This window comes from Rothia sp. HMSC073B08, from assembly GCF_001812975.1.
Classification (GTDB): domain Bacteria; phylum Actinomycetota; class Actinomycetes; order Actinomycetales; family Micrococcaceae; genus Rothia; species Rothia mucilaginosa.
In genome coordinates this window covers 110,028-134,173 of the sequence record NZ_KV811082.1, presented here as the reverse complement: position 1 = coordinate 134,173, position 24,146 = coordinate 110,028, and the positions used below count along the sequence as shown (strand labels likewise).

Genomic DNA, 24,146 nt, shown 5'->3' with positions numbered 1-24,146 from the left:
AGAGGTTGTCTTCGGGGTGGGCGCGCATCCATAGTTTTCACCCGGTGACTTGCAGAAATATGTGCATGCCTCCGGGTGAAACTTTTCACTCTCATTCGGCGCTCATAGGGAAGAGTGTTACTCTGAGAAAGCACTTGCTCACCGGCAGAAAGAGAAAAGGTATGCCCCAGGCACCTCGTTTACGAAGCACCGGTCGTCATATGCGCACGACGGTGATGACTTCAAATCGCAATAAGTGGATTGCTCTGCTTACTGCTTGCATGCTCGTCATTGTTGTTGGCTTTGGTGGCGTGGTGGCTCTGCGTATGCGCAATAATCTGCATACTCAGGAGCTGAACATCAGCAATTACAAGGACGGCCTGGAGAACGGCGCTTTGGACATTCTCGTGATTGGCTCCGATACCCGTAAAGGTAATAACGGTGCGTACGGTGATGAGGATGACCGCAATTCTGAGGCTCGCGCGGACGTGATGATGCTGCTGCAGATCAGCAAGGACCGTAAGAATGTGAGCGTGCTGTCGTTCCCGCGTGACTTGATGGTTGATGTGCCGCAGTGTACTGACCCTGAGAGCGGCACCGTGTACCCGGCTGAGGAGAACGTTCAGATTAACGAGTCTCTGTCTCGCGGTGGCCCCGGTTGTACTGTGGCAACCATTAGCAAGCTGACCGGTGTGAATATTGACCACTTCATGTTGGTGGACTTTAACGCTGTGAAGGAGCTGTCGAAGGTTGTTGGCGGCGTTCAGGTGTGTGTGGACGCTCCGATTGATGACGAGTACAGTGGCCTGAAGCTTCCTGCGGGTACTTCTACTGTTGAGGGTGAGCAGGCTCTTGCGTTCTTGCGTAGCCGCCACGGCTTCTCGGATGGTTCCGATATTGGTCGTATTCAGGCTCAGCAGGGCTTCTTGTCTTCGCTGCTGCGTAAGGTGAAGAGCGAGGGTACTCTGTCGAATCCGGGCCGTCTGATTAACATTGCTGAGGCGATTACTCAGAACGTGACGGTGGATAAGAACCTGGGTAATATCAGCACTCTGGTGGGTGTTGGTGCGGCTCTTGGTGGCGTGGACCTGTCGAATGTTGTGTTTGCGACGGTGCCGACTGAGCCGTGGAGCCAGGATGAGAACCGCCTGCAGGTTTCTGCGGATGCTGCGAACGTGTTCCAGCGTCTGCGTGACGATAAGTCGCTGAAGGAGGAGAAGGCTCCGGAGGCACCGGCTACTTCTGCCGCTCCGGTTCAGCTGGATCGTACGGTTCCGGTGAACGTGTACAACGCGACCGGTCTGGATGGCCGCTCGGCTACGATCGCTTCGGTGATTGAGGGCCTGGGCTACTCGAATGTTACTCCCGGTACTTCCGCTAGCCCGACGAACTTCACCACGGTGTTCTACTCGACCGGTTACGAGGCGGAGGCGAAGGAAATTGCCGCGAAGCTGAACGTGACCCGCGTGGTAGCGACTGAAGAGGTTCTGGGCGTGTCTGTGACGATTGGTACTGACTTCCCGTCCGGTGAGGCGATGGAGAAGCAGGAGGCTGCGATTGCGGGTAACGCGACCGGTCAGACTGCTGATCAGCACAAGTGCCAGACTGCTTTCGCCTACTAGGTTCTAGCTAGGGCATAGCGCAGATGCGTGAATAGCGAACAGAAGGGGCGTAGCGCCAGAAATGGTGGCTGCGCCCCTTTGCCGTTAATTCTTTCCAGATGATGGACGGCTTCCCGGGTGCCCTGCCGCCGCCTCCGACCCCTGTGATAGCGTGGAGGCATGACTATTGACGGTGAGAGCATGCGCGGGGTTACTCGCCAGGCAGTGAATCTGCTGCTTATTCGCCGGAACGGGGCACACTAGAATCTGCCGCGACCGTTCCGGCTTTTTGACGCGGCATCTCACCTTTGCATCCTTTCTGATGCACCGCCTTGAACACGGCTGCCGGGGACCGATACCCGGTACGGTACGAGCCCCACAATTGGGGTAGAGCGAGACGGACCAACCAACAGGAAATTCATCATGAAAAACCACCAGAAGCCCAGCCCCATGCCGGTACACAAGTACCGCCCTTTCCACGAGCAGATTGTTGTTGACCTGCCGGACCGCACCTGGCCGGATAAGGTCATTGAGAAGGCTCCGCGCTGGTGCGCAGTGGATCTGCGTGACGGCAACCAGGCGCTGATTGACCCCATGGACACCGACCGTAAGCTTGCGATGTTCAAGCTGCTGGTGAAGATGGGTTACAAGGAAATTGAGGTTGGTTTCCCTTCGGCGTCGCAGACTGACTTCGATTTTGTGCGTACTCTCGTTGAGGATGGCCACATTCCTTCGGACGTGACCATTCAGGTTCTGGTGCAGGCGCGTGAGCACCTGATTGCCCGCACTTTTGAGGCGATTGAGGGCGCACCGCAGGCGATTGTGCACTTCTACAACTCGACCTCCGTGCTGCAGCGTCGCGTGGTGTTCAACCAGGATCAGGAGGGCGTGCTGGACATCGCCCTGCAGGGTGCGCGCCTGTGCCGCAAGTACGAAGAGCAGATGATCTCTGATACTAAGGTCATCTACGAGTACTCGCCCGAGTCTTTCACCGGCACTGAGCTGGAGTACGCGGCTCGCGTGGTGAACGCTGTAGCTGAGGAGCTGGAGGTCGGTCAGAACGGCCGCGAGCTGATTGTGAACCTGCCCGCTACCGTTGAGATGGCTACCCCGAACGTGTACGCCGACTCTGTCGAGTGGATGCACCGCAACTTGAACCACCGCGAGCACATTGTGCTGTCGCTGCACCCGCACAATGACCGCGGTACCGGCGTGGCTGCTGCTGAGCTGGGTTACCTGGCGGGCGCTGACCGTATTGAGGGTTGCCTCTTCGGTAATGGCGAGCGCACCGGTAACGTTGACCTGGTCACTTTGGGCCTGAACATGTACACCCAGGGTGTGGATCCGCAGATTGATTTCTCTGATATTGACGGTATCCGTAAGACTGTTGAATACTGCAACCAGCTGAAGGTGCACGAGCGTTCGCCGTATGGTGGCGACCTGGTGTTCACCGCGTTCTCTGGTTCTCACCAGGACGCTATTAAGAAGGGCTTTGAGGCTCTGGAGCGTACCGCTGCTGAGGCGGGTAAGACCGTGGATGAGGTGTACTGGGAGGTTCCGTACCTGCCGATTGATCCTCGCGACCTGGGTCGTACCTACGAGGCGATTATTCGTGTGAACTCGCAGTCCGGTAAGGGCGGCATGGCGTACCTGCTGAAGCAGGATCACGGCCTGGATCTGCCGCGTCGTGCTCAGGTTGAGTTCTCGAAGATTGTTCAGGCTCGTACTGACGCTGAGGGCGGCGAGATGACCAGCCAGAAGCTGTGGAACATCTTCGCGGATGAGTACCTGCCGGCTCCGGATCCGCAGAACCGTTGGGGTAAGTACCGTATTGAGTCGATTAACATTGATTCGGCTGATACCGGTGCGACTACTCTGCGTGTTGGTCTGAACATTGATGGTCACACTTACACCCGTTCGGCTTCGGGTACCGGTCCGGTGGATGCTCTGCAGAACATCCTGTCGGGCGAGGGCGTGGATATTCGCGTGATGGATTATTCGGAGCACACCATGTCGTCTTCGTCGACTGCTAACGCTGCCTGCTACGTTGAGGCTGCTGTTGGTTCTCGCGTGCTGTGGGGTATTGGTGTGGACAACTCGACGACTCGTGCGGCTTTGAAGGCGATGATTTCGGCTGTGAACCGTGCGCTGCGTGATGAGCGCCAGGCGTAGGCGATAGCCGTACATGCTTTGTGCGGGGTTGGCGGGTGACCGTTAGCCGTGCATGATGTGGGGGCGGGATGCATACTGGGAGTATGTATCCCGCCCTTACTCGTTTAATGTGCGCAGGTGTTGTGTGCATCGGCGTGCTGTGGGGCGAATAGTCTGCAGAGAGGAACTCTCATGAAAAGCTACGCGATGGTGTTTAGCCCCGTTGATGCGGCGGGCACCGATTCTTCTGTTCGTGCTTGGAATTATGAGCTGCGCGGTGGTGATGATACTGCTCTGCCTACCGGTTCCACCGAGGTGTGGGAGGCTGGCTGGGTGGGTTCGACTGGTCCCGGTATTGAGCAGGATCAGTGGCCGCGCAGTACGTTCACTGGTTTGCCGATGCAGCATATTTTTACGGTGAGGTTGCCGGGGGAGTACCTGCCGGATGCGCAGAAGTATCCGGACGTTGTGGCGTTCTCTTTCTTCGCCGGTGATGGCCAGTTCGCTGAGGATGAGGCGACTGAGGGTGTTGCTAATGCTGCTAGTGATGACCCGTTTGAGGTGCAGTATGCGCAGGCGCGGGTGCATCCGCATCAGTTGTTGTTGCGCGATATTTTGGATGCTGAGTTTGCGGTGCTGTACCTGAGTGAGGAGGAGTTCTCGTCCCGTACGGAGCCGCCGCAGGATGTGCGCCGGCCGGGTGAGCATCGTGGTGAGGAGGAGAGCTTCAGCGCCTGGGCTTTGGCGGATCGTCAGCAACCGCTGGATCGTAAGCCTGCTCTTGTGGGGTGGGTTCCGACGGATGACCCGAATGCCGGTAAGGTCCCCAGTGATGTGTTTGAGAATGTTGACCCGCAGACTGGTTATTTGAGTCCTTTCGATTGGGATGCGGAGGATTCGGCGTGGTTTGAGTGGGCGAAGCCGCTGATTGCGGTGGGTACTCACCTGGGTGGCACTCATTTTTATGCGCAGGCTCTTCCGAAGGGTCTGACGGCTCGTTATATTGAGTTCGATGAGTTTGATGTGCTGAATTTTGGGTGCGGTAGCGCTGTTTTTGATTTTGAGACTGGTGTTTTTGACTGGTCGTGCGGCTAGTACGCTTGCGCCGGAGAGCGCGCCGTTGACGCACCTTTGATGCGCCGGAGAGCGCGCATTTGAGGTGTTTGGGCGGCCTCCTGAGCCGTAGATGAACCGTGGATAAGCCCCGGTTGCACCGCGGTGTACCTCCTGAAACGGCACCCTGAGCGTTTCACAGTGTGGACGGGGCGGTTTGCGGAGGTTCCACATCACCTTCGGCGAACCGCCCCGGGCGAGTGCGCCTCCTGTATCCTTGAATGCGTGGAATGGATTCAAGCAATTATTTTGGGCTTTGTTCAGGGCCTGACCGAATTTCTGCCGATTTCGTCATCGGCGCATCTGAACATTGTTGGCCAGATTCTGCCGGAGAAGGCTGACCCGGGCGCCGCGTTTACCGCAATCACCCAGCTGGGTACTGAGACCGCGGTCTTGATTTTTTTCTGGCGCGATATTGTGCGCATTGTGAAGGCGTGGTTTGGCGCTCTTACCGGCCGCGTACCGCGCAATGACCCGGATGCCCGCATGGGTTGGCTGATTATTATTGGCTCTCTGCCTATCGGTGTTCTGGGTCTGCTGTTGGAAGACTACATTGACACCCAGTTCCGTAGCCTGTGGATTGTGGCGACCATGCTGATTGTCTTTGCGGTGTTCCTGGGCCTTGCGGACCGTTTTGGCCGCGAGCAGCGTGAGCTGAAGGACCTGACGTTCCGTCACGGCCTGCTGTACGGTTGCGCACAGGCGCTGGCACTGATCCCGGGTGTTTCTCGTTCGGGCGGTACCATTACCGCGGGTCTGTTCATGGGTTACACCCGTGAGGCTGCGGCACGTTACTCGTTCCTGCTGGCCATGCCTGCCGTGTTCATGTCTGGCCTGTACAAGACCTTCAAGGTGGTCACCGGCGAGGAGGCGACCGGCTACTACGGTATCCCGTCGACTATCGTGGCTACTCTGGTCGCGTTCGTGGTGGGTTACCTGATGATTGGCTGGTTCCTGAAGTACGTGTCGTCGAAGTCCTACGGCATTTTCATCTGGTACCGTATTGCGCTCGGTATCCTGATTTTCGTTGGTCTGGGCACTGGCGTTCTGAACGCTACTTCTTCGGCGTTCTAAGGCTTTAGCCCTCAGCGTGATATGACATACCCGTCCGTGAGTTTCTCACGGGCGGGTATTCTTATTGGAGTAGATTTTTTGGCACCCGCATGCCTTGAGGTTGGGCGGCGGGTGTGGCGCGTCCACCGGTTGTGGGCGTTTTTACGGAAAGGAAACCCATGCGAGCTTGGGATGCCCCCGCCTCTGTGACTCTGCCCGGTCAGGCCGCGTTGCCGCGTATTTTTGATACTTCTGCCGGTGAGATTGTTCAGGTTCAGGAGGATAAGGCGGCGAGCCTGTACGTTTGCGGTATCACCCCGTACGACGCGACGCATATGGGTCACGCCTCCACCTATGTTGCTTTTGACTTGCTGCACCGCGCCTGGCTGGATGCGGGCGTGCCGGTGACGTACGTTCAGAACGTGACCGATGTGGACGACCCGCTGCTTGAGCGTGCGACCGCGACGAACGTTGATTGGCGTGAGCTGGCTGAGGATCAGACTGAGCTGTTCCGCACCGACATGAAGGCGCTGAACGTGATTCCGCCGGCGCACTATGTGGGTGTGGTGGAGTCCATTGAGTGGCTGTTCCCGCTGATTGAGGACCTGTTCCGCCGCGGTCTGGCGTACCGCGTGCCCGGTTTCACGGACGAGCAGGGTGTGGTGCATCCTGACGGTGACGTGTACCTGGATTTGAAGGCTGTGCGTGAGCTGCCCGCGAACGCTGAGGGCTACTCGTGGGCGCCGGGCGAGGTCTGCCACTTGAGCCGTGATGAGATGCTGGAGATTTTCGCTGAGCGCGGCGGCGACCCGAACCGTGCCGGTAAGCGTGACGCGTTGGATCCGCTGCTGTGGCGTGTTGAGCGTGAGGGCGAGCCGAGCTGGGATGCCGGCGAGCTGGGCGCGGGCCGCCCGGGCTGGCATATTGAGTGCACGATGATTGCCCGCCGTTTTGTGGATGGTTCGCTGACCGTTCAGGCAGGCGGTAACGACTTGACGTTCCCGCACCATGATTTGGGTGCGGGCCATTCGTGGGCTGTGTCTGCACGCCCGCACGCTAAGCATTACGCGCACACCGGCATGGTCGGTTTGGACGGCCACAAGATGAGCAAGTCCCGCGGCAACCTGGTGCTGGTTTCGCGTCTGCGCGCGGCCGGTGAGGATGCGAACGCGGTGCGCCTGGCGATTATGGGTCAGCATTACCGTTCGGATTGGTTCTGGACTGATGAGCTGCTGGAGCACGCGAAGGCTCGCCTGGATACGTACCGTCATGCGGTGTCGGTGGCTGAGGGCCGTGAGGGTTCCGAAGGTGTCACCGATGAGGCGGCTGTTGAGCTGCTGGCTGCTGTGCGTGAGGCACTCGGCGAGGACCTGAACGCGCCGGCTGCTTTGGCGGCTGTGGATGCGTGGGCTGTGAAGGCTCTGGCGGACACCACCGTCGGCGGTGGCGCGCTGGTGCGTGACATCCTGGCGGCACGCCTGGGCGTGGTCCTCTAAGATGGCTTCGTCGGTCATGGAGGAGCTGTACGCTCTTCGCCCGTACGACCGTGAGACGGTCGATGCGCTCGCCGCAGAGATGTTAGCTGAGGTTCGCACGTACGAGGCGCAGAAGGAAGCGTAGGGCTTCTGAGAGCAATATGAGCCCAACAAAGGGGTGGGTGATCCTGGAATAGTCCAGGGTCACCCACCCCCTTGCGTTTAACCGGTTGTAGAACCCAATAACTGATGATGCTCTTCAGTGGCTAGTTTTCGGTGTCTACAAACTCCTCACGGAAAATCTGTTCACCGACGAGAACCTCATCCAGGAGCTTCTCCTGAGCGGGTTCCAGGTGCACCAGGTGCGTAAGGGTGTAGAACAGGCGCTCGTACTCTTCGCTCCAGGCTTCTGGCCATTCTCGCTGAACAATATCGTTGAGTGAGGAACTACGGCGCACTACTGGCTTCTTGAGGCGGTATTTAGCCCACAGACCCAATACCTGATTGCCACCGACGGTGTAGTCGAAGACGCGTTTCTCCACGTTCTCGCAGCGTGCCCGACCGAAGGAGACGGTGCCCATGACGGGGTTGTTCTCTTCCTCAGAGAGGCTATCGACCGGGTCGGGGGAGAAGCTGGGCTTCTTCTCCGGCATCGTCCTACCCATGTCTACCGTCGGGGTCGGCAGGACGTAGTCTGCACCTTCGGGAAGCTGGTGCAGGTACTTCATACCCGGTAGCGGCTCACCGCGCTCACCGTAGGTGTGCAGCCACACAACCTGCTTGCCGAGCTGAACAGCGCGTTCCCAGAGTGCAGGGTCGGCGGTGAGGGGCACACGGATACCCGCCTGTTGGAGGGGCTCGTCAAAGGTGCGCACGTAGCCGGGGTGTCCGGTGAGCGCCGCCAGGTAGTAGACGAGGTCATCCGGAGCATTATTGCCGAAGCGTTCACGTAGCATCTGCGCGGCAGGTTCGGTGAGGTTCGGGGTGCCGTTGATGTTCAGTACTGGGTGGGCACGGCCTCCTTCGCTGCCCTTAAATGCATCCATATCAGGAATGAGGGCACTGAAATGTAAACCCGGGCCCGCTTTGGGGTAGTGCGCGTGCTGCTCCACAATAAAAATCTGCTCGGGAATGCGATGCTCCCATAGTTTGGGGCGGGGCATATCGGCAAGACGTGCATCAGCCAAAATATACTGCCGGTCAAAGGAACGATACCCCACCTGCACAATATTCGGCGTATCAGGAATGAGCTCACGTGCAATCTGGTCGTTCAGGCTTTCGAGACTTCCCTGGAACGTATCGCTCCCAGGAAGCGGATTCTTGCCCTCCGTAATTTTGGTATCACGCGTTTCCTTAAACCGCTCAGCACGTACTTCCAGATTATTACCTTCAATGAGTTCAGCCCAGCGTTCCTGTAGTACGCTCTCTGAAGGAGCATAAACCCAGGTCTTATTGGGCTTCACACCGGGGAAGCAGCTGGCATAGAAATCAGGCAATTCAGGGTAGCTATCCCAATCACCACCCGCTTCGGGAGCGAACTTATCACCCCAGCCGGAACGCACCGGTTCAAACTCTGCGCTATCCAGTTCGAGGGCTGCAAGAGCCTGCATTTTCTCCGCAAAGGTACCGTGCAGGGCAACGTAGCGAATATCCGCGGGGGTTTCCTCATCGGTATTTTCTTCACGCAAGAACAGGGCAATAGACACCGGAGTCTCAATAGCAAAGACAGCGTTCTTCGCCGGCGGGCGCTTGCCCTCAGGAGTCACATTGATAATCCATCCGCGGCTAGACGAACGACGAATATACTCGCGCATTCCCGCGAAACCGGGCCCATTCAGATAGCCAGATGCAGTAATAAAACAGACCACACCCGCACGCTGAGCACTATCGGGCTGACCTTCCAGAGCACGGAAAGAATCCTCAAAAACCTTCCAGAACGCCCAGCGCCAGAAATAGACGTACAGGTTCTTCAACACATACTCGTACTTGCCCATACCCTGCGCACGGAAGTCATCCAGAATAGGGGAGGCGACATCGGCAGAGCGGAAGCCCGACTCCACCCAGCCGCCCATACCCTCCGCCTTATCCTTATACGGCGGGTTACCAATGCACACCTGAATAGGCACCTCACGTTTCACCCTAGTTGCCTTATTCGACAACTGAGAAAGCAGACGCAGAGTATTACCGTTCACCGGCTTCTGCTTAGCGTAGGGGTCACCCAGAGTATCCGCCACATAGAGGTTCAGACCGTCCTCAGGAACCTCAGCACCCATCTCCCTAAGAGTCTGGTTCAGGCGAAGCTCTGCCACAGAGAAAGGGCCGGACTGTAGCTCAAAGCCGTACAGGTTCTTCGCCAGACGATTCAGAGCACGAGTACGCGCAGCGGGAGCCAGGCTCTCCGCCTTCGCCACCTGATGCATGACCGACAGGGGATAGGTGCCGGTACCCATCGCCGGATCAATCACGGACACACCCTCACTCGCCAGACCGTGCTCCTTACCCAGGTAGGTACGCAGGGCGTCATCCACCAGGCGTACCATCTGGTCCACCACCTCAACGGGGGTGTAGTAGCTACCGGTCTTCTTACGCTGCTCCGGGTTATAGACCTTCAGGAAGTGCTCGTAGAGGTGCAGATACACATCCGACTTGCCGCCGGAAATATCAACCCAGGAGGCGGCACCTATGACGCGCACAATCACGGCTAGAGCGTTATATAGGGAGCTCTTCTCATCCAGGTGCTCGGTCAGCAGACCCAGCGCATTACCCAGCAGACCGTGTTGGGAACGCAAACGACCCGCCATGGTCGAGAATGTCTCAAGGCTCAGGTCGTGCCCCTCTGAGAGAGCAACCACCAGTGAGAAAACCACCGTCTGCGCAAAACTATCGGCAAACTCCTCATTGCTGGTACTCGGGGCGAGAGTATCGCGCCAATCCTTACGCAGACCCACCAGCGGGGGAGGAATCACAAAATCCTCTTCGCCCTTCTTCTTAGCCTTTGCCTGATCCGCTTTATATGTCTTTTCCTGTACGGCAAGACCCAAAAGCATCTCTTCACGGAGCAAAGCCGCAAGGGGAGCGAGAGTTTCCACCAACTGGTCAGCGCTCTTAATCGGCGCAGGAACCCACCGCAAAAAGTTCAGGAAAAACGTCGCGAGAGCATCCGGTGCACTCAGCGTGCCATGGCCGCTAAAAGAACCATGCATATGCACTGCGTCGTACCCGGTGCTCGTCAGCACCGGTTCGCCATAACGATACAGGCGCCACTCGGTGCCGTTGGTGTACAAAAGGTTCGGAAGGTTCCGCAGGCGCTGCCACTGCCTATACTCGTGGCTCTTTTTAGTGAAAGAAGCGGGGTCAATGTTCTTACCCGGAGCCTTGAGCTCCACGTAACCGGTTAAAACACCATCGACCATGATGGCGTAATCAGGGCGCACCAGACCCTCAGAAATTAGACCCCCCCCCGCTGTTTTCAGCGAGGTTTCACGGACGGTCACAACCTTCATCGAATGCAAAGCGCCAAAGTCCTGCAACAGGGTAGCAACCGGGTTCGTCAGCTGAGCCTCCGGTTCACCATCCCCAACGCGCAGATTCTCCCGCACCTGCCTGCCGAACTCGGCAATCAGTGAGTTGAAATCAGTCACAATACTCTTTCCTTTGCCCCATAATTCGTGGGCACTAAGGTGTTTCTGCCCGCCAAGGATTCTGGCGAACTCTCCTCAAGTCTAACTAAAAATGAGTAGCTCTCATTGCTCAGTGGTCATCGCTTCATTCGTGCCCCGCATTATCACGCCCGCGGGGTAATGCGCCACAGCCGATTTGCAGACTCCGCTAAAATAGAAAAGGACTTTTTCCGTCCAGAGTTCGCCGCAAAGCGCGAACAGCACAGACTGACCCAAACCCGAGGAGAACCACCCCGTGAGCAGCGGCACCCACACCCCCACCGGCGCAATCAACCGCCGCGGCCCCTTCCGCCCCGGCGAGCGCGTCCAAATCACTGACGAACGCGGCCGCATCACCACCATCACCCTCGCCGAAGGCGGCGAATACCACTCCCACAAGGGCTTCCTCAAGCACGACGACCTCATCGGCGCACCCGAAGGCACCGTCATCCCCAACACTCACGGCATCCTCTACCAGGCGCTGCGCCCCCTCTACAAGGACTTCGTGCTCTCCATGCCGCGCGGCGCAGCCGTCGTCTACCCCAAGGACGCCGCCCAGATCATCGTCAAGGCAGACATCTTCCCCGGCGCACGCGTCGTCGAGGCCGGCGTCGGCTCCGGCGCACTGTCCATCGCGCTGCTGCGTGCAGTCGGCGACTACGGTTGCGTGCACTCCTTCGAACGTCGTGAAGAGTTCGCAGACGTCGCCCGCGGCAACATTGAAACCATGTTCGGTGGCCCCCATCCGGCGTGGAAGCTGAGCATCGGTGACCTGCAGGACACCCTGCCGCAGGTTGAAGAGCCCGGCAGCGTCGACCGCGTCGTACTCGACATGCTCGCACCCTGGGAATGCCTGGACGCCGTGGCGGAGGCGCTCGCACCCGGCGGCGTGCTCATCTGCTACGTTGCGACCGTGACCCAGATGTCCCGCCTGGTTGAGGGCATGCGCCTGGACGGCCGCTTCACCGAACCCGAATGTGACGAAACCATTGTGCGTGGCTGGCACGTGGAGGGCCTGGCGGTCCGCCCCGACCACCGCATGGTTGCGCACACCGCGTTCCTGGTCGTGGCTCGTCGCCTGGCTGACGGTGCGGTGCGCCTGGCGCCGAAGCGTCGCGCGTCCAAGACTGACTTCTCTGAAGAGGATATGAACGCGTGGATTCCCATGAACGTGGGTGAGCGTGAGGTGACCGATAAGAAGATTCGCCGCGCAGCCCGCGATGCGAAGAACCTTGCCGCTCACGCCGCACGCGCAAACGAGATTGCGCTGGAACAGAACGGTACTGCGCAAAACGCCATGGAGTCTGAGCAGAATAACGGCGCAGCGGCTGAGGCGACTGAATCCACCGAATAATTTGAACCACTGACCTGCGGGGGCACGGGCGTTGCCTGGAGCCCCCGCAGTGCACTCACCAGGCTACTCGCCTTGCCCGATACCCACCCAGTACCCGCACCGAGTAGCCGCCGATTAGGACGAACAGCTAAAGGAGCTACCGTGTCCACCCACGAATCTGCAGATCAGGCAGGAACCCCCCAGTACGGCACCGCCCACAGTGCAGCCAGCGCGGCACCGCACTACTCGGCTGCTTTCGGGTCGACCTCCCTGCCCGGCAGTCAGCCCGTCAGTGCGCAGGAGTATGACGCCGTGCTGCGTCGACTCTCTGCGGCGGAGGCAACCCGCGACAATATGAGCCGACAGATTCGTGGTGCGGGGGAGAAGAACCGCAAGCTCGTTGAGGCAATCACCAGCATGCGCTACCAGGTGGAGCGTCTGCGCGCGTCCCTGTCGCAGAACGTTATGCCGCCGCTGAATTCGGCAATTGTGCTGGCCGTGCATGAGGGTCAGACCATGACCTACGAGCAGGTCGCGGACGATAAGACCCCCGCCGAGATTGACACCTACCTGGATGTTCAGGTGAGCGGCCGCATGATGCGTATTCCCGTGTCCCCGCTCATTGACCTGTCCACACTGACCCCCGGCATGACCGTGCTGCTCAACGACAAGACGGAGGCGGTACTCGCCCTGGACACCGAACCCTTCGGTGACGTGGTGACCGTGCGCGAGGTGCTGGATGAGCAGCGCGTGCTGGTTGATACGTCCTCGGGTGCTCAGCAGGTGGCGCGCGTGGCTGGTTCCCTCGACATTGAGCAGCTGCGCACCGGTGACGCGGTCACCCTTGACACGCGCACCCGCATGCTGACCTCGCAGGTTCCCGCCTCCCGCTCGCAGGAGCTGGTTCTGGAAGAGATCCCGGACGTCACCTACGAGCAGATTGGTGGCCTGGGCGCGCAGATCGAGCAGATTCGCGACGCGGTGGAGCTGCCGTACCTGCACCCCGAGATTTTTGAGCGCTACCACCTGGCGCCGCCCAAGGGCATTCTGCTGTACGGTCCTCCCGGTAACGGTAAGACCATGATTGCTAAGGCTGTGGCGAACTCCCTGGCGGCTCGTGCGGCTGCGCTGAACCCGGGTTCGGCTACTCGCGGCTACTTCTTGAACATTAAGGGCCCCGAGCTGCTGGATAAGTTCGTTGGTGAGACCGAACGTCAGATTCGCGATATTTTCGTTGCCGCCCGTGAGAAGGCGGAGGCGGGCCACCCGGTCGTCGTGTTCTTCGACGAGATGGAGTCGCTGTTCCGTATGCGCGGTTCGGGTCGTTCCTCCGATATTGAGACGACCATCGTGCCGCAGCTGCTTGCTGAAATTGACGGCGTGGAGTCGCTGCAGAACGTCATCGTTATTGGTGCGACCAACCGTGAAGACCTGATTGATGCCGCGGTGATGCGCCCGGGCCGACTCGACCTGAAGATCCGCATTAACCGCCCGGATGCCGCCGGTGCGGCAGAGATTTTCGGCCTGTACCTGACCGAGGACCTGCCCCTGGACGCTGCGGAGGTGGCCGCCGCCGGTTCGACCCGCGCCGCCCTGACCGCGATGATTGCGGCGGCGGCAGGTCAGCTGTACGCGCGCACCCCCTCCACGGCGTACGCTGTGGCGACCGTGGATTCTTCCATGGCCGTTGGTTCTGGTGCGAGCGCGAACCTGTCCACTCACACGCTGTACCGCGGCGATTTCGCTTCGGGTGCGGTGATTCGCAATATTGTGGACCGCGCGAAGAAGGCCGCGATTAAGGAGCAGCTGCAGGCGCTGACCGCCGGTGCGGACGCCTCGAGCGTGGGTATTGGCACCCGCCACCTGCTGGAGGCGGTACGCGCCGAGTTTGAGGATCAGGTGGACTTGCCGCCGCTGCCCGATATTGAGGATGCGCTCACCGTTGCCGGTGTACGTGGCCGCTTGGTGTCGGTGGAGCCGCCGCGCTAAACCGCGCGCCCGCTCAACTGTGCGCTCAGCCCACACCCCGCGCTTATCCCGCATCAACCCCAGCATTACCGCAGGTCCAAAGCCTTTAGATGGTATAGAACTTTTCAGGAGAACCCCATGAACTCCACCCCCAGCTACGGCGTGCACCGCATTATGGGTGCCGAAACCGAGTACGGCGTCATCGCCCCCTCCGCGCCGGGCACCAACCCAACCGTGCTGTCCGCACTGGTGGTCAACACCTACGCCAAGCTCGCCTTCCGCCGCGGCGCCGCCTTCCGCGAACAGCTACAGCGCCGCGCCCTGGCGGATGAGCTGACCGCCGAGCAGGCACGCCAGGCAGAGAACTACTCGACCGCAACCCCCGAGGGTCAGTGGCTGGGTGAGTCCGAGTCGCCGCTGCGTGATGCGTTCGGTCAGGTTCAGGACGCATCCACCGCCCACTCGAGCCAGATGACGCACACCCGTACCGAGCTGACCAGCGAAGACATCGCCCTGGAGATTATGCGTGAGGCGGGCGTTCAGGCACCGGGTGAACCCGCCGAGCCGCGTAGCGCCCTGGATGCGCTCGCCGGTGTGCACGGTCGCGGTGGTTTCCCGGAGCGTCTGGACTGGGACCGCGTGACCATGAACGCGATTCTTCCCAATGGTGCGCGCCTGTATGTGGATCATGCGCATCCGGAGTATTCCTCGCCGGAGGTTCTGACCCCCGCCGACGCGGTGCTCTATGACGCTGCCGGTGACGCGCTGGCGTACGAGTCGCTGGTGGAGTTGGGCAACCACGCGCAGGATTTGCCGCAGGTGAAGCTGTACAAGAACAACACCGATTCGAAGGGCCAGTCGTACGGCGCCCACGAAAACTACCTGATTAGCCGTGATGTTCCGTTCGAGCAGGTTGCGGATGCGCTCCTGCCGTTCTTTGCGACTCGCGCGATTTTTACGGGTGCGGGCCGTGTGGGTATTGGTACGCACGGTGAGGTTCCGGGTTTTCAGATTAGCTCGCGTGCTGATTTCTTTGAGCGCACGATTGGTCTGGAGACTACGATTCGCCGCCCGATTGTGAATACGCGCGATGAGCCGCATGCGGATGAGTCGAAGTACCGCCGCCTGCACGTGATTCCGGCGGACGCGAACCTCTCGCACTATTCGAACCTGTTGAAGTTTGGTACGGCGGCGCTGGTGATGAACCTGATTGAGTCGCATAGCGAGCAGGCTCCGGTGCTGCCGGGTGTGCGCCTGTCCGATCCGGTGGCGGCGATGCACGCGGTCAGCCACGATTTGTCGCTGTCGGTTCAGCTGCCGCTGGCGCCGTCTTCGGCGACCCTGCCGAACCCGGTGTCCACGAGTGGTTCGGCGAGTGCCCTGCAGATTCAGCGCGCCTACTATGAGGCCTCCCGTGCGCACGAAGAGTCGAACCCGGCGGGCGTGGACGCTGCGACCGCGCAGATCCTTGATCTGTGGGGCGAGGTTCTGGACGCCTTGGAAACCAACCCGCTCTCGCTGGCGGATCGTCTGGATTGGGTGGCGAAGTATGCGCTGGTGCGCGGGTATGTCGCTCAGGGCGTAGATTATGCGAATCCGAAGTTGAAGGCTTTGGATTTGCAGTACGCTGATATTGACCCGTCGAAGAGCCTGTATCACCGTCTGGTGTCGCGTGGCCGCATGCGCACGCTGTTCTCTGCGGAGCAGATTGAGCGTGCGACGACTGAGCCGCCGCGTGAGACGCGCGCGTTTTTGCGTGGCACGTTGATGGCGCGTTGGCCGGAGGAGATTCTGGGTATCAACTGGGATACGGTGTCCTGCCGTGGCAGGTATTCGAAGGATCTGACTCGTTTTACGATGATGGAGCCGACCCGGTACGGTGCCGCCCAGGTGGAGCCGCTACTGGATGAGGTGAACCATTCGGATGAGCTGCTGAACCGCCTGCGCTAGTGGCACCTCACCACCCCTAAACCCACATAAACTCATATTCTTCCCCGGGGTGAATACCCCCATTCGGAAGAGTAAAAACCACATAACCCACAGTTAGGGTGCAGGAGAATCCGGGTACCAAAACCCTTACACCCCGCACCCGACCCCACTAAAAACTTATTTGTCCACAACCGAAAACCCCTTGAGGAGAGAACCATGAGCCGCGAACGCATCAGCGCACAGCAGACCGAAACCACCGCAGCCGAGCAGGAGCAGGAACTGACCCTCGCCGCCTCCCACGTTGTCTCTGACGTGAGCGAGGTCGACGACCTGCTCGACGAAATTGACGGCCTGCTCGCTGAGAACGCTGAAGACTTCGTCACCGGCTTCGTCCAGAAGGGCGGCGAGTAACCGGCGCACCTGCGCGCCGGGTCAGCATCATGGAACACCGTATTTTCGGCATTGAAAGCGAATTCGGGCTCAGCTACGTCCCGCACGGGCTCGGTCGGCTGAGCATCGAAGAGTCCGCCGCCACCCTTTTCAAGCCCGTCCTGGATCAGTGGCGTTCAACGAACGTCTTCCTGCCCAACGGCGGTAGGCTCTACCTTGACGTGGGTTCGCACCCCGAGTACGCCTCCGCCGAATGCGGCAACATTGACGAACTACTCGCGCAGGAACGCGCCGGTGAGCTGCTTTTCGCTGACCTGGCGCGTACCGCCCGCAAGCGCCTGCTCGCAGGTTCGGAGGGCCGCCCCCTCGACGGTGAACTGTACCTGTTCAAGAACAACGTGGATTCGGCGGGCAACTCCTACGGCAGCCACGAGAACTACCTGATCAGCCGCAAACTGCAGTTCAACGACCTGATTAAGCAGCTCGTGCCGTTCCTGGTGACCCGCCAGATTCTGGTCGGCGCCGGTAAGACCCACCCGAACGGCGGCCCGGTGCCCGGTTCGACCGACCCGGCGTCCAGCACAGGTGTGCCCTCGTACTCGTTCTCGCAGCGTGCCGACCATATTTGGGAGGCGGCATCCACCTCAACTTCGCGCGCTCGCCCGCTCATTAACACCCGCGACGAGCCGCACGCGGACGCTTCGAAGTTCCGCCGCATGCACGTCATTAATGGTGATTCGAACATGGCGGAGCCGACGACCCTGCTGAAGATTGCCAGCACCGACCTGGTGCTGCGCATGCTGGAGGACCGCTTCCCGGTCACCAGCCTGGATATTGTGTCTGTTCCGGCGGCTCTGCGCGCTATCAGCCACGATCTGACCGGCACCGCGACCTTCGAAACCACGGACGGTAAGCACTACACGGCGTTGAGCGTTCAGCGTCACTACCTGGATGCGGCACGTCAGTACGTGCAGCAGTACGGTGCGCACCACCGCCACGTGGAATACGCCCTGGACCTGTGGCAGCGCACCCTGGACGCTATCGAGTCTGGCGACTACAGCAGCATTGACACTGAGATTGACTGGGCGATTAAGAAGAAGCTTCTGGATGCGTATATTGCCCGCGCCCGCGCGGCTGGTCAGCCTGCCGATTATGCGAGTGCCCGCATCCGTCAGCTGGATTTGGCGTACCACGACATCGACCCGGAGCGTAGCGTCTTCCATGCGCTGGTTCGTCGCGGTGCGGTCAAGCGCATCCTGCCTGAGGGGGCTGCGGAGGCGGCGAAGACTCAGCCGCCGAACACTCGCGCTCTGCAGCGTTCGCGTTTCATTAATGCGGCGGTTGCGGCGGGGGAGCAGTTCACCGTGGATTGGGTGCATTTGAAGCTCAACGCCTACCCGCAGCACACGCTGGTGTGTAAGGACCCGTTTGCTACCGGTAGCGATGAGCTGGAGGAGGTGCTGAGCCTGTTGGCGTCTAAGGCGCGTCAGCATCAGGAGGCGGCATTCCCGCCGCCCTGCTAATAAACAGCACTGCTAAACAGCATTGCTAGAAACGCTCTGATGAGGGGAAACCCGCCGGCGGTCGGGGTTGTGGGCCTTCGGGAACACCCCGGCCGCGACACAGCCTGAACACAGCTACGTGCCGTAGCATAAAACAGCTAAACCTATACCTGTAAACTGTTCTGTGGCACACGGGCACTCACACGCCCCACTCTCACAGAAAACCCCAGAGGATAACACTATGACCAAACGCTCTAAGCTCACTATTTTCGGTGCCAGCGCGGCAGCTCTCGCGCTTGCGCTGTCTGCATGTGGCGCGCAGTCCAGCAGCGACCTGTCTAAGGTGCAGTACACCCTAAAGAACGCGACCGCTGAGCCTGAGGCGTCCTTCGCGACTCCCTTCGCCGCTTCTAGCCCCTCCGCGTACGTGATTGAGGAAGGCAACGGCGACTCCATCAATGATGGTGACTACGTGCTCGTTGAGGCTGCCGTGTTCAACGGCACCGACGGCAAGCTTAACGGTTCCACTTACTCCAGCGAGCCGATTCTGCTGCCGATTAACGATCAGCTGAAGCAGGCTGCACCGCAGGTGTACGAAACCCTGAAGAAGATTAAGGTTGGCGGTTCTTTCTCGTACACCACCAACGTTCTGCAGCAGCGCAGCACTGCGGGCGTGACCACTACGACCGCTTCGCCCGGTGCCGCAACTAACGTTGAGGTGTACACCGTGAAGACGAAGCTGCCCAAGTACGCAACCGGTAAGGCTGTTGAGGCTGACCCGTCGCTGCCGTCCTTCACTCTGGATGAGTCCACCGGCAAGGCTGAAATCAAGCTGCCCGATAACAAGCCGGAGGTCACCGAGCTGACCGCTAAGACCCTCATTGAGGGCGAGGGCGCCGAGGTCAAGGAAACCGATACCGTGTACGTGCGTTACATTGGTGTGCAGTACTCCGACGGTAAGGTCGTCGACGGCAACTATGACGCCGCCACCCCGATGGGCATCTCCCTGCAGGGCGTTATCAAGGGCTGGACTCAGGGTCTGAAGGGCAAGAAGGTCGGCTCCCGTGTTGAGCTGGTCATCCCGGCGGACCTGGCATACGGTAACGACACCGGCGGTTCCAAGCCTTCGGGTCCCCTCGTGTTTGTGGTTGATATTCTGGGTGCGGAGGAGAACCCGCAGACCCTGCAGCGTGCTCAGGCGGCTTCTAGCGCGGCTGCTGCGGAGGCGAGCGCCTCGGCATCCGCTGATGCTTCTGCGACCGCAACCCCGGCAGCGTCCGCTTCGGCTACCGCACAGTAGCCCGGCGCCCACATTTTTACCGTAGTTTTTACTTCACGGTTTTATACCGCGCTCGCCGCCTATACGGCTTAGGCGGCGAGCGCACCCACTATTTCGATGTATATCGAACCAATCAAAGGAGACACCCATGTCTTTCGGTCAGCGTAACCTCGACCGCGAAAAGCCCGAAATTGATTTCCCCGAGGGCGACGCCCCCACCGAGCTGGTCATTACCGACCTGATCGAGGGTGCAGGCGCTGAGGTTGTTCCCGGCTCCCGCGTGCTCACCCACTATGTTGGTGTGGCTTTCTCCACCGGTGAAGAGTTTGACGCGTCCTGGAACCGCGGCGAGCCGCTACCGTTCCAGGTGGGCGTTGGCCAGGTTATCCGTGGCTGGGATGAGGGTCTGCTCGGCATGAAGGTCGGCGGCCGTCGTCGCCTGGAGATTCCCGCCGACATGGCGTATGGTGACCGCGGCGCTGGTTCGGTCATTAAGCCCGGTGAGTCCCTGATTTTCGTGGTGGACCTGCTGGACGTCCGCTAAGGACTAGCCAGGTTCTCACGTTTTTCGCGTAAGAGACGCGTAGCCCGGTGCTTTCTCCCGTTTGTGGGAGGGGCGCCGGGCTTTTTTGTACTGGGCTTTTGCGTACCCGTACGCTGAGTAAGTGCCGCGGAACACACACGGTATGATGGAATTATGTCCACCGCAGCTCAGCTTTACATGACTCTTCACCGCCTCGCCACCGCCGCCGAGGCACCCGATGCCGCAACCCGAACCCAGGGCATCAGCCGCAACGAGCTACTGACCCTGCTCGGCATTAGCACGCGCGCTAACGGCTCCCTCAGCGAGTCCCAGGAACGCGCCTTTGAACGAGCCAAGCAGACTCTGCGTGATGCCGGCGCGCGCATCACCCACGTGACCACGGACCTGGGGGAGCGCTACCGCCTCGAAACCAGCAACGCCGCGCAGCTGCCCACCTGGAACCCCACCGCCGAGGAGTTCCGCCTCATCAACACCATCCTGCGCGGCTGGGAAGGCACCGAACTGCAGGATGACGCCTACCGCATCCTGCGTAAGATTGCGCTGACCAGCGAGAACCTCACCGATGAGGCGCTCGCCGCCGCGAAGATCCTGGAGCCGAAGACCGGCAAACGTCAGCGTGCGAAGAACCTGTACACCTATCGCGAGCCTCTTCAGCGCATTTACTTTAGCGATAACCCGCACCTGAATGAGCTGTTCACAGCCTATGCGGAGCGTAAGACGGTCACGTTCACCTATCAGACGGCTGCCGGTGCAACCCGCGTGCAGGAGAAGGTCAGTGTTGCCGGTATCGGTTACCGTTACGGCACCTGGTATTTTGTCGGCTACTACACCGAGAGCGCGGAGCGTAAGGAGTACACGTTCCGTGCCAGCCGTATTCAGAAGCTCACGATGCTTTCGCGTATTGATTCGACCCCCATCAATGCGACGTTTAACGCCAAGAACTGGCTTGAAGACATTAAGGGCTACGAAGAGAGCCTGATTGTTGCCGAGGTCAACGCCGATTCCACGCTGTCGGAGCCCTTCACCGTGCCCTCGTACGGCACGATTGATAGCGCCGTGGCGGCGACCAGCTACAGCTGCGTGATTGAGCCGCCTGAGGAATCGGAGGATGCCTCTACCCGCCAGCGTGACAGTTACGCCGCCCAGCAGCAACTGCTGCGTACCCTCACCGACCTGCACAGCGGCACGGCCGAAGACCCCGGAACCTGGGCGGATATCAACCAGCGCAACCGTAACAACTCCCTCGACGACCTTGTTGACCTGCTCCTGGGCCTGCACCGTGCCGACCGCTGGGCGAGCGCCCACGATGAGGCGCCCATGCCGTTGAACCAGCTCAACACCCTCTACAGCGTGGACACCGAGAAGAACCGTGCCCTCGGCAAAACCATTGCCGAGATTTTCGCGCAGGTAGACACCGTACCCTTCGAGTCTGATCCCAAGGACCCGGACGCCCTCAAGCCCAGCTACATTAACCTGCTGCCGGACTTTGGCGGCGCCACCCCGAACACGCTACTGAACTACGCGCGCCTTACCGACACTGAGCTCGCCATTCTCGTCTTCACCCTCTCTGCCGCAGATATTCTGCACCCGGCGGACGCGCGTCTGGGCAGTATCCGTGCGGCGCTCGCCGCCGCGTACCCGAACGCGCCCGTTTATGCGCAGCACCTGTGCTTCGCCCCGGAGGAGCCTTTGCTGCAGGAGGCGACTGCCGCCTTGAGTAGCGGCAACGCCGTGACCATTGGGTACGGTACCTCTGAGCGTGCCGCAGATCGTCTGGTGGACCCGTATGCGTTGGTATTGCACCGCGACCACATGTATCTGCATGCGTGGTGCCGTACCGCTGAGGAACGCTACTATGCCGCGCGCGGTGAAGAAGTGCCCGAGTATGTGCCCGAGGCTTTTGCTCACGCAGCCACCGGCGAGACTGCCGACAGCCAGGCGGGGGAGAAGGAACCCAACTTCTGGCGTAACTTCCGCCTCACCCGCATCAACCACATTCAGGAGGCGGGCGCGGGTCGCACCCACCCGGTCACCGGTGACACCGTCCCGCATTGGCACGCGCAGCAGCACAGCACTCAGACCAACCCCTTCGCTGAGTTGCGGATTCACCCGACCGAGCACATTCCCAGCGGTGAGCCGCTCGATACTCTCACTGCAACGTACATGCGTCGAAGCACCCACCACGTGAAGAAGGCTTCACGCACCCAGTACGTGCGCATCCACTACTACAACAACGCCCACGGCGCTGGCGATAAGAACATCCTCGACACCGTCATCGCACACCGAGGTGCCCTCGAACTGGTCGGCCCTGCGCACCTGCGCGCGGCGCTGCTTGACCAGTTGCAAACCCTCAACGCGAGTAGCCGCAGGGGTGCGCCCGCAGGTGTGCCCGCAGAAAAATAGAACTTCACCCACAAGCAAAAACGCCCTAAAAACCCATCTAAGGCGCCAAAACATTAACCTAAAACTTGTATAATGGTGCTCATGTCTTGGTGGTTCTGGATTTTGCTATGGGGCGCGCTCATCATCTGCTCGCTCCTCTATTTGGCATGGTTCACCTACAAAGCACTCACTCGCGGTTTCACACTCCTTGACGAAACCGTAACCTGGGTCGAGTCAATCGAGGGACAATTCGACGCAGCGCAAGCGAACGCAAGCCGAAAACTCCCGCGAGACACCACCCTCGGGGTATTCACACCCATCACCGAGGCATACAATAACTACGAACAAGGTAAGCAGACACGCAGGTCTGAGCGGATCAAGCGACGGGTCTCCCGACGAGATCGACTCGGCCAACCTCAAAACATCGGAGACCTGCTCTAACAGAAAGGCACACCACCATGGGCCAGATTTTCAGCCACCCCGCGACCATCATCGTCGTTATCCTCCTCATCGTCCTCCTCTTCGGCGCACCCAAGCTGCCCGGCATGGCACGCAGCCTCGGCCAGTCCATGCGCATCTTCAAGACCGAAGTTGAGGGCCTGAAGAACGACTCCAAGAAGGACCCCCGCGAGAAGGACGGCGAAGAGGTCGTCACCGCTGAGGTCGTAGACAACGGCAAGGACGGCAAGACCGAAACCAAGTAACGGTCCCGCCACCGACGCACCAAACCCGTGCCAGCCCACCGGCCGGCACGGGTTTTGCGGCACCACCCCATAAACACCCCACCAGACCCCCTCAGCCGAATCACACACGGCACCGACACCCAGAGGACACCACGTGGCAACACCTGACCAGGACGTGCGCAACCGCAAAATCAATCCTGAAGCACGCATGGAACTCAAGGAACACCTGCGCGAATTCCGCGACCGCCTCATCAAAGCGGCTATCGCAACCATCATCGCAGCCATCATCGGTACGGTCTTCCTCTACCAGCCTTTCATCGATATGATCTCTGCACCCCTGCAGCAGATCAACGCAGAAACCGGCCGCAACGCAAACCTGAACTACGGTAGCGTCGCATCTCCTTTCGACCAGCTGCTGAAGGTCGGTATGTACATCGGCTTGGTAATCGCCTCTCCCGTCTGGCTCTACCAGGCACTGCGATTCCTGCTGCCGGCACTGCACACCAAGGAGAAGAAGTATCTCTTCGGCTTCCTCACCGCATCTATTTTCGCGTTTGCCTGCGGTGTCGCCATTTCGTACTTCACCCTTCCCGGCGTGGTCTACGCGCTGCTGAAGTTCACCCCCCTCAACGACAGTAACTACATTGACGCGGGCGTGTACATCTCCTTCATCCTGAAGTTCGTTGTGACGTTCTCTTGCGCCTTCATCATCCCCGTGATTCTGGTCGGCATTAACATGCTGGGCCTGATTCGCGGTAAGACCATCCTGAAGTCTTGGCGCTGGGTTGTTGTGCTCGTTGCGGTTATCGCAGCACTGACTGCACCCGGTAGCGACATCATGATGATGTTCGTGCTCATGGCGCCGCTGCTGATTTTCTTCTTCGCAGCAATCCTCATCTGCATGATTAACGACAAGCGCCGCGACCGCAAGCTTGCCAAGCTGGCGCAGGGTGCAGACGAAGCAAGCCTGAACACCGCAACCAGCGCCGAAGACCTGGCGAAGATGGGCTACTTCGAGGACGAGAAGACTTCCTAAATTGAATAGCTCGCTTTGAGCAACCTAGCCGAAAGGGGCGGGGTACAGAGAACCTGTACCCCGCCCCTT

General features: G+C 59.9%; 17 protein-coding genes. 16 read left to right on the top strand and 1 reads right to left on the bottom strand.

Annotated elements, in window-relative coordinates:
- Positions 1-161: 161 nt before the first annotated feature.
- The 6 genes from HMPREF2884_RS06790 to HMPREF2884_RS09440 all read left to right on the top strand — a co-directional run bounded on the left by HMPREF2884_RS06790 (position 162) and on the right by HMPREF2884_RS09440 (position 7,517).
- The gene (locus HMPREF2884_RS06790) at positions 162-1,601 is read left to right on the top strand and encodes an LCP family protein (protein ID WP_070616364.1); all 1,440 of its coding nucleotides are present in this window, start codon (positions 162-164) and stop codon (positions 1,599-1,601) included.
- 402 nt (positions 1,602-2,003) lie between these two features.
- Positions 2,004-3,752, top strand: coding sequence for a 2-isopropylmalate synthase (gene leuA, locus HMPREF2884_RS06785; protein ID WP_005506000.1), 1,749 nt, complete (start codon positions 2,004-2,006; stop codon positions 3,750-3,752).
- 171 nt (positions 3,753-3,923) lie between these two features.
- Positions 3,924-4,826: a hypothetical protein gene (locus HMPREF2884_RS06780; protein WP_070616363.1), complete on the top strand. Its 903-nt coding sequence runs from the start codon at positions 3,924-3,926 to the stop codon at positions 4,824-4,826.
- A 243-nt stretch (positions 4,827-5,069) separates the two neighbouring features.
- Positions 5,070-5,918, top strand: a complete 849-nt coding sequence (locus HMPREF2884_RS06775) for an undecaprenyl-diphosphate phosphatase (protein WP_044145830.1) — start codon at positions 5,070-5,072, stop codon at positions 5,916-5,918.
- Between the two features lie 158 nt (positions 5,919-6,076).
- A complete protein-coding gene (mshC, locus tag HMPREF2884_RS06770) occupies positions 6,077-7,393 on the top strand; it encodes a cysteine--1-D-myo-inosityl 2-amino-2-deoxy-alpha-D-glucopyranoside ligase (protein ID WP_005508676.1) in 1,317 nt (438 codons plus the stop codon).
- Position 7,394: 1 nt separating this feature from the next.
- Positions 7,395-7,517: a hypothetical protein gene (locus HMPREF2884_RS09440; RefSeq protein WP_256388080.1), complete on the top strand. Its 123-nt coding sequence runs from the start codon at positions 7,395-7,397 to the stop codon at positions 7,515-7,517.
- Positions 7,518-7,638: 121 nt separating this feature from the next.
- Here the strand turns inward: HMPREF2884_RS09440 and HMPREF2884_RS06765 are convergent, their stop codons facing one another.
- On the bottom strand, positions 7,639-11,013 hold the full coding sequence (locus HMPREF2884_RS06765; protein ID WP_070616362.1) for a type ISP restriction/modification enzyme: 3,375 nt from the start codon (positions 11,011-11,013) through the stop codon (positions 7,639-7,641).
- 274 nt (positions 11,014-11,287) lie between these two features.
- On the opposite strand from HMPREF2884_RS06765, the gene HMPREF2884_RS06760 reads away from it, so the two are divergent.
- The 10 genes from HMPREF2884_RS06760 (at position 11,288) to tatC (ending at position 24,077) form a co-directional block, all read left to right on the top strand.
- On the top strand, positions 11,288-12,385 hold the full coding sequence (locus HMPREF2884_RS06760; RefSeq protein WP_070616361.1) for a tRNA (adenine-N1)-methyltransferase: 1,098 nt from the start codon (positions 11,288-11,290) through the stop codon (positions 12,383-12,385).
- Between the two features lie 141 nt (positions 12,386-12,526).
- Positions 12,527-14,353, top strand: a complete 1,827-nt coding sequence (gene arc / locus HMPREF2884_RS06755; protein ID WP_070616360.1) for a proteasome ATPase — start codon at positions 12,527-12,529, stop codon at positions 14,351-14,353.
- 117 nt (positions 14,354-14,470) lie between these two features.
- Positions 14,471-16,282 carry a depupylase/deamidase Dop gene (dop, locus tag HMPREF2884_RS06750; RefSeq protein ID WP_070616359.1) on the top strand — a complete coding sequence of 604 codons (1,812 nt, stop codon included), beginning with the start codon at positions 14,471-14,473 and terminating at the stop codon, positions 16,280-16,282.
- Positions 16,283-16,477: 195 nt separating this feature from the next.
- Positions 16,478-16,672, top strand: a complete 195-nt coding sequence (locus HMPREF2884_RS06745; RefSeq protein WP_005506016.1) for a ubiquitin-like protein Pup — start codon at positions 16,478-16,480, stop codon at positions 16,670-16,672.
- Between the two features lie 29 nt (positions 16,673-16,701).
- Positions 16,702-18,174, top strand: a complete 1,473-nt coding sequence (gene pafA, locus HMPREF2884_RS06740) for a Pup--protein ligase (RefSeq protein ID WP_070616358.1) — start codon at positions 16,702-16,704, stop codon at positions 18,172-18,174.
- 220 nt (positions 18,175-18,394) lie between these two features.
- The gene (locus tag HMPREF2884_RS06735) at positions 18,395-19,453 is read left to right on the top strand and encodes an FKBP-type peptidyl-prolyl cis-trans isomerase (RefSeq protein WP_070616357.1); all 1,059 of its coding nucleotides are present in this window, start codon (positions 18,395-18,397) and stop codon (positions 19,451-19,453) included.
- Positions 19,454-19,580: 127 nt separating this feature from the next.
- On the top strand, positions 19,581-19,976 hold the full coding sequence (locus HMPREF2884_RS06730) for an FKBP-type peptidyl-prolyl cis-trans isomerase (RefSeq protein ID WP_005508667.1): 396 nt from the start codon (positions 19,581-19,583) through the stop codon (positions 19,974-19,976).
- Between the two features lie 153 nt (positions 19,977-20,129).
- The gene (locus HMPREF2884_RS06725; protein ID WP_070616356.1) at positions 20,130-22,379 is read left to right on the top strand and encodes a WYL domain-containing transcriptional regulator; all 2,250 of its coding nucleotides are present in this window, start codon (positions 20,130-20,132) and stop codon (positions 22,377-22,379) included.
- A gap of 437 nt (positions 22,380-22,816) precedes the next feature.
- A complete protein-coding gene (gene tatA, locus HMPREF2884_RS06715; protein ID WP_005506024.1) occupies positions 22,817-23,062 on the top strand; it encodes a Sec-independent protein translocase subunit TatA in 246 nt (81 codons plus the stop codon).
- Positions 23,063-23,195: 133 nt separating this feature from the next.
- A complete protein-coding gene (gene tatC, locus HMPREF2884_RS06710) occupies positions 23,196-24,077 on the top strand; it encodes a twin-arginine translocase subunit TatC (RefSeq protein ID WP_070616355.1) in 882 nt (293 codons plus the stop codon).
- The last annotated feature ends 69 nt before the right edge of the window (positions 24,078-24,146 follow it).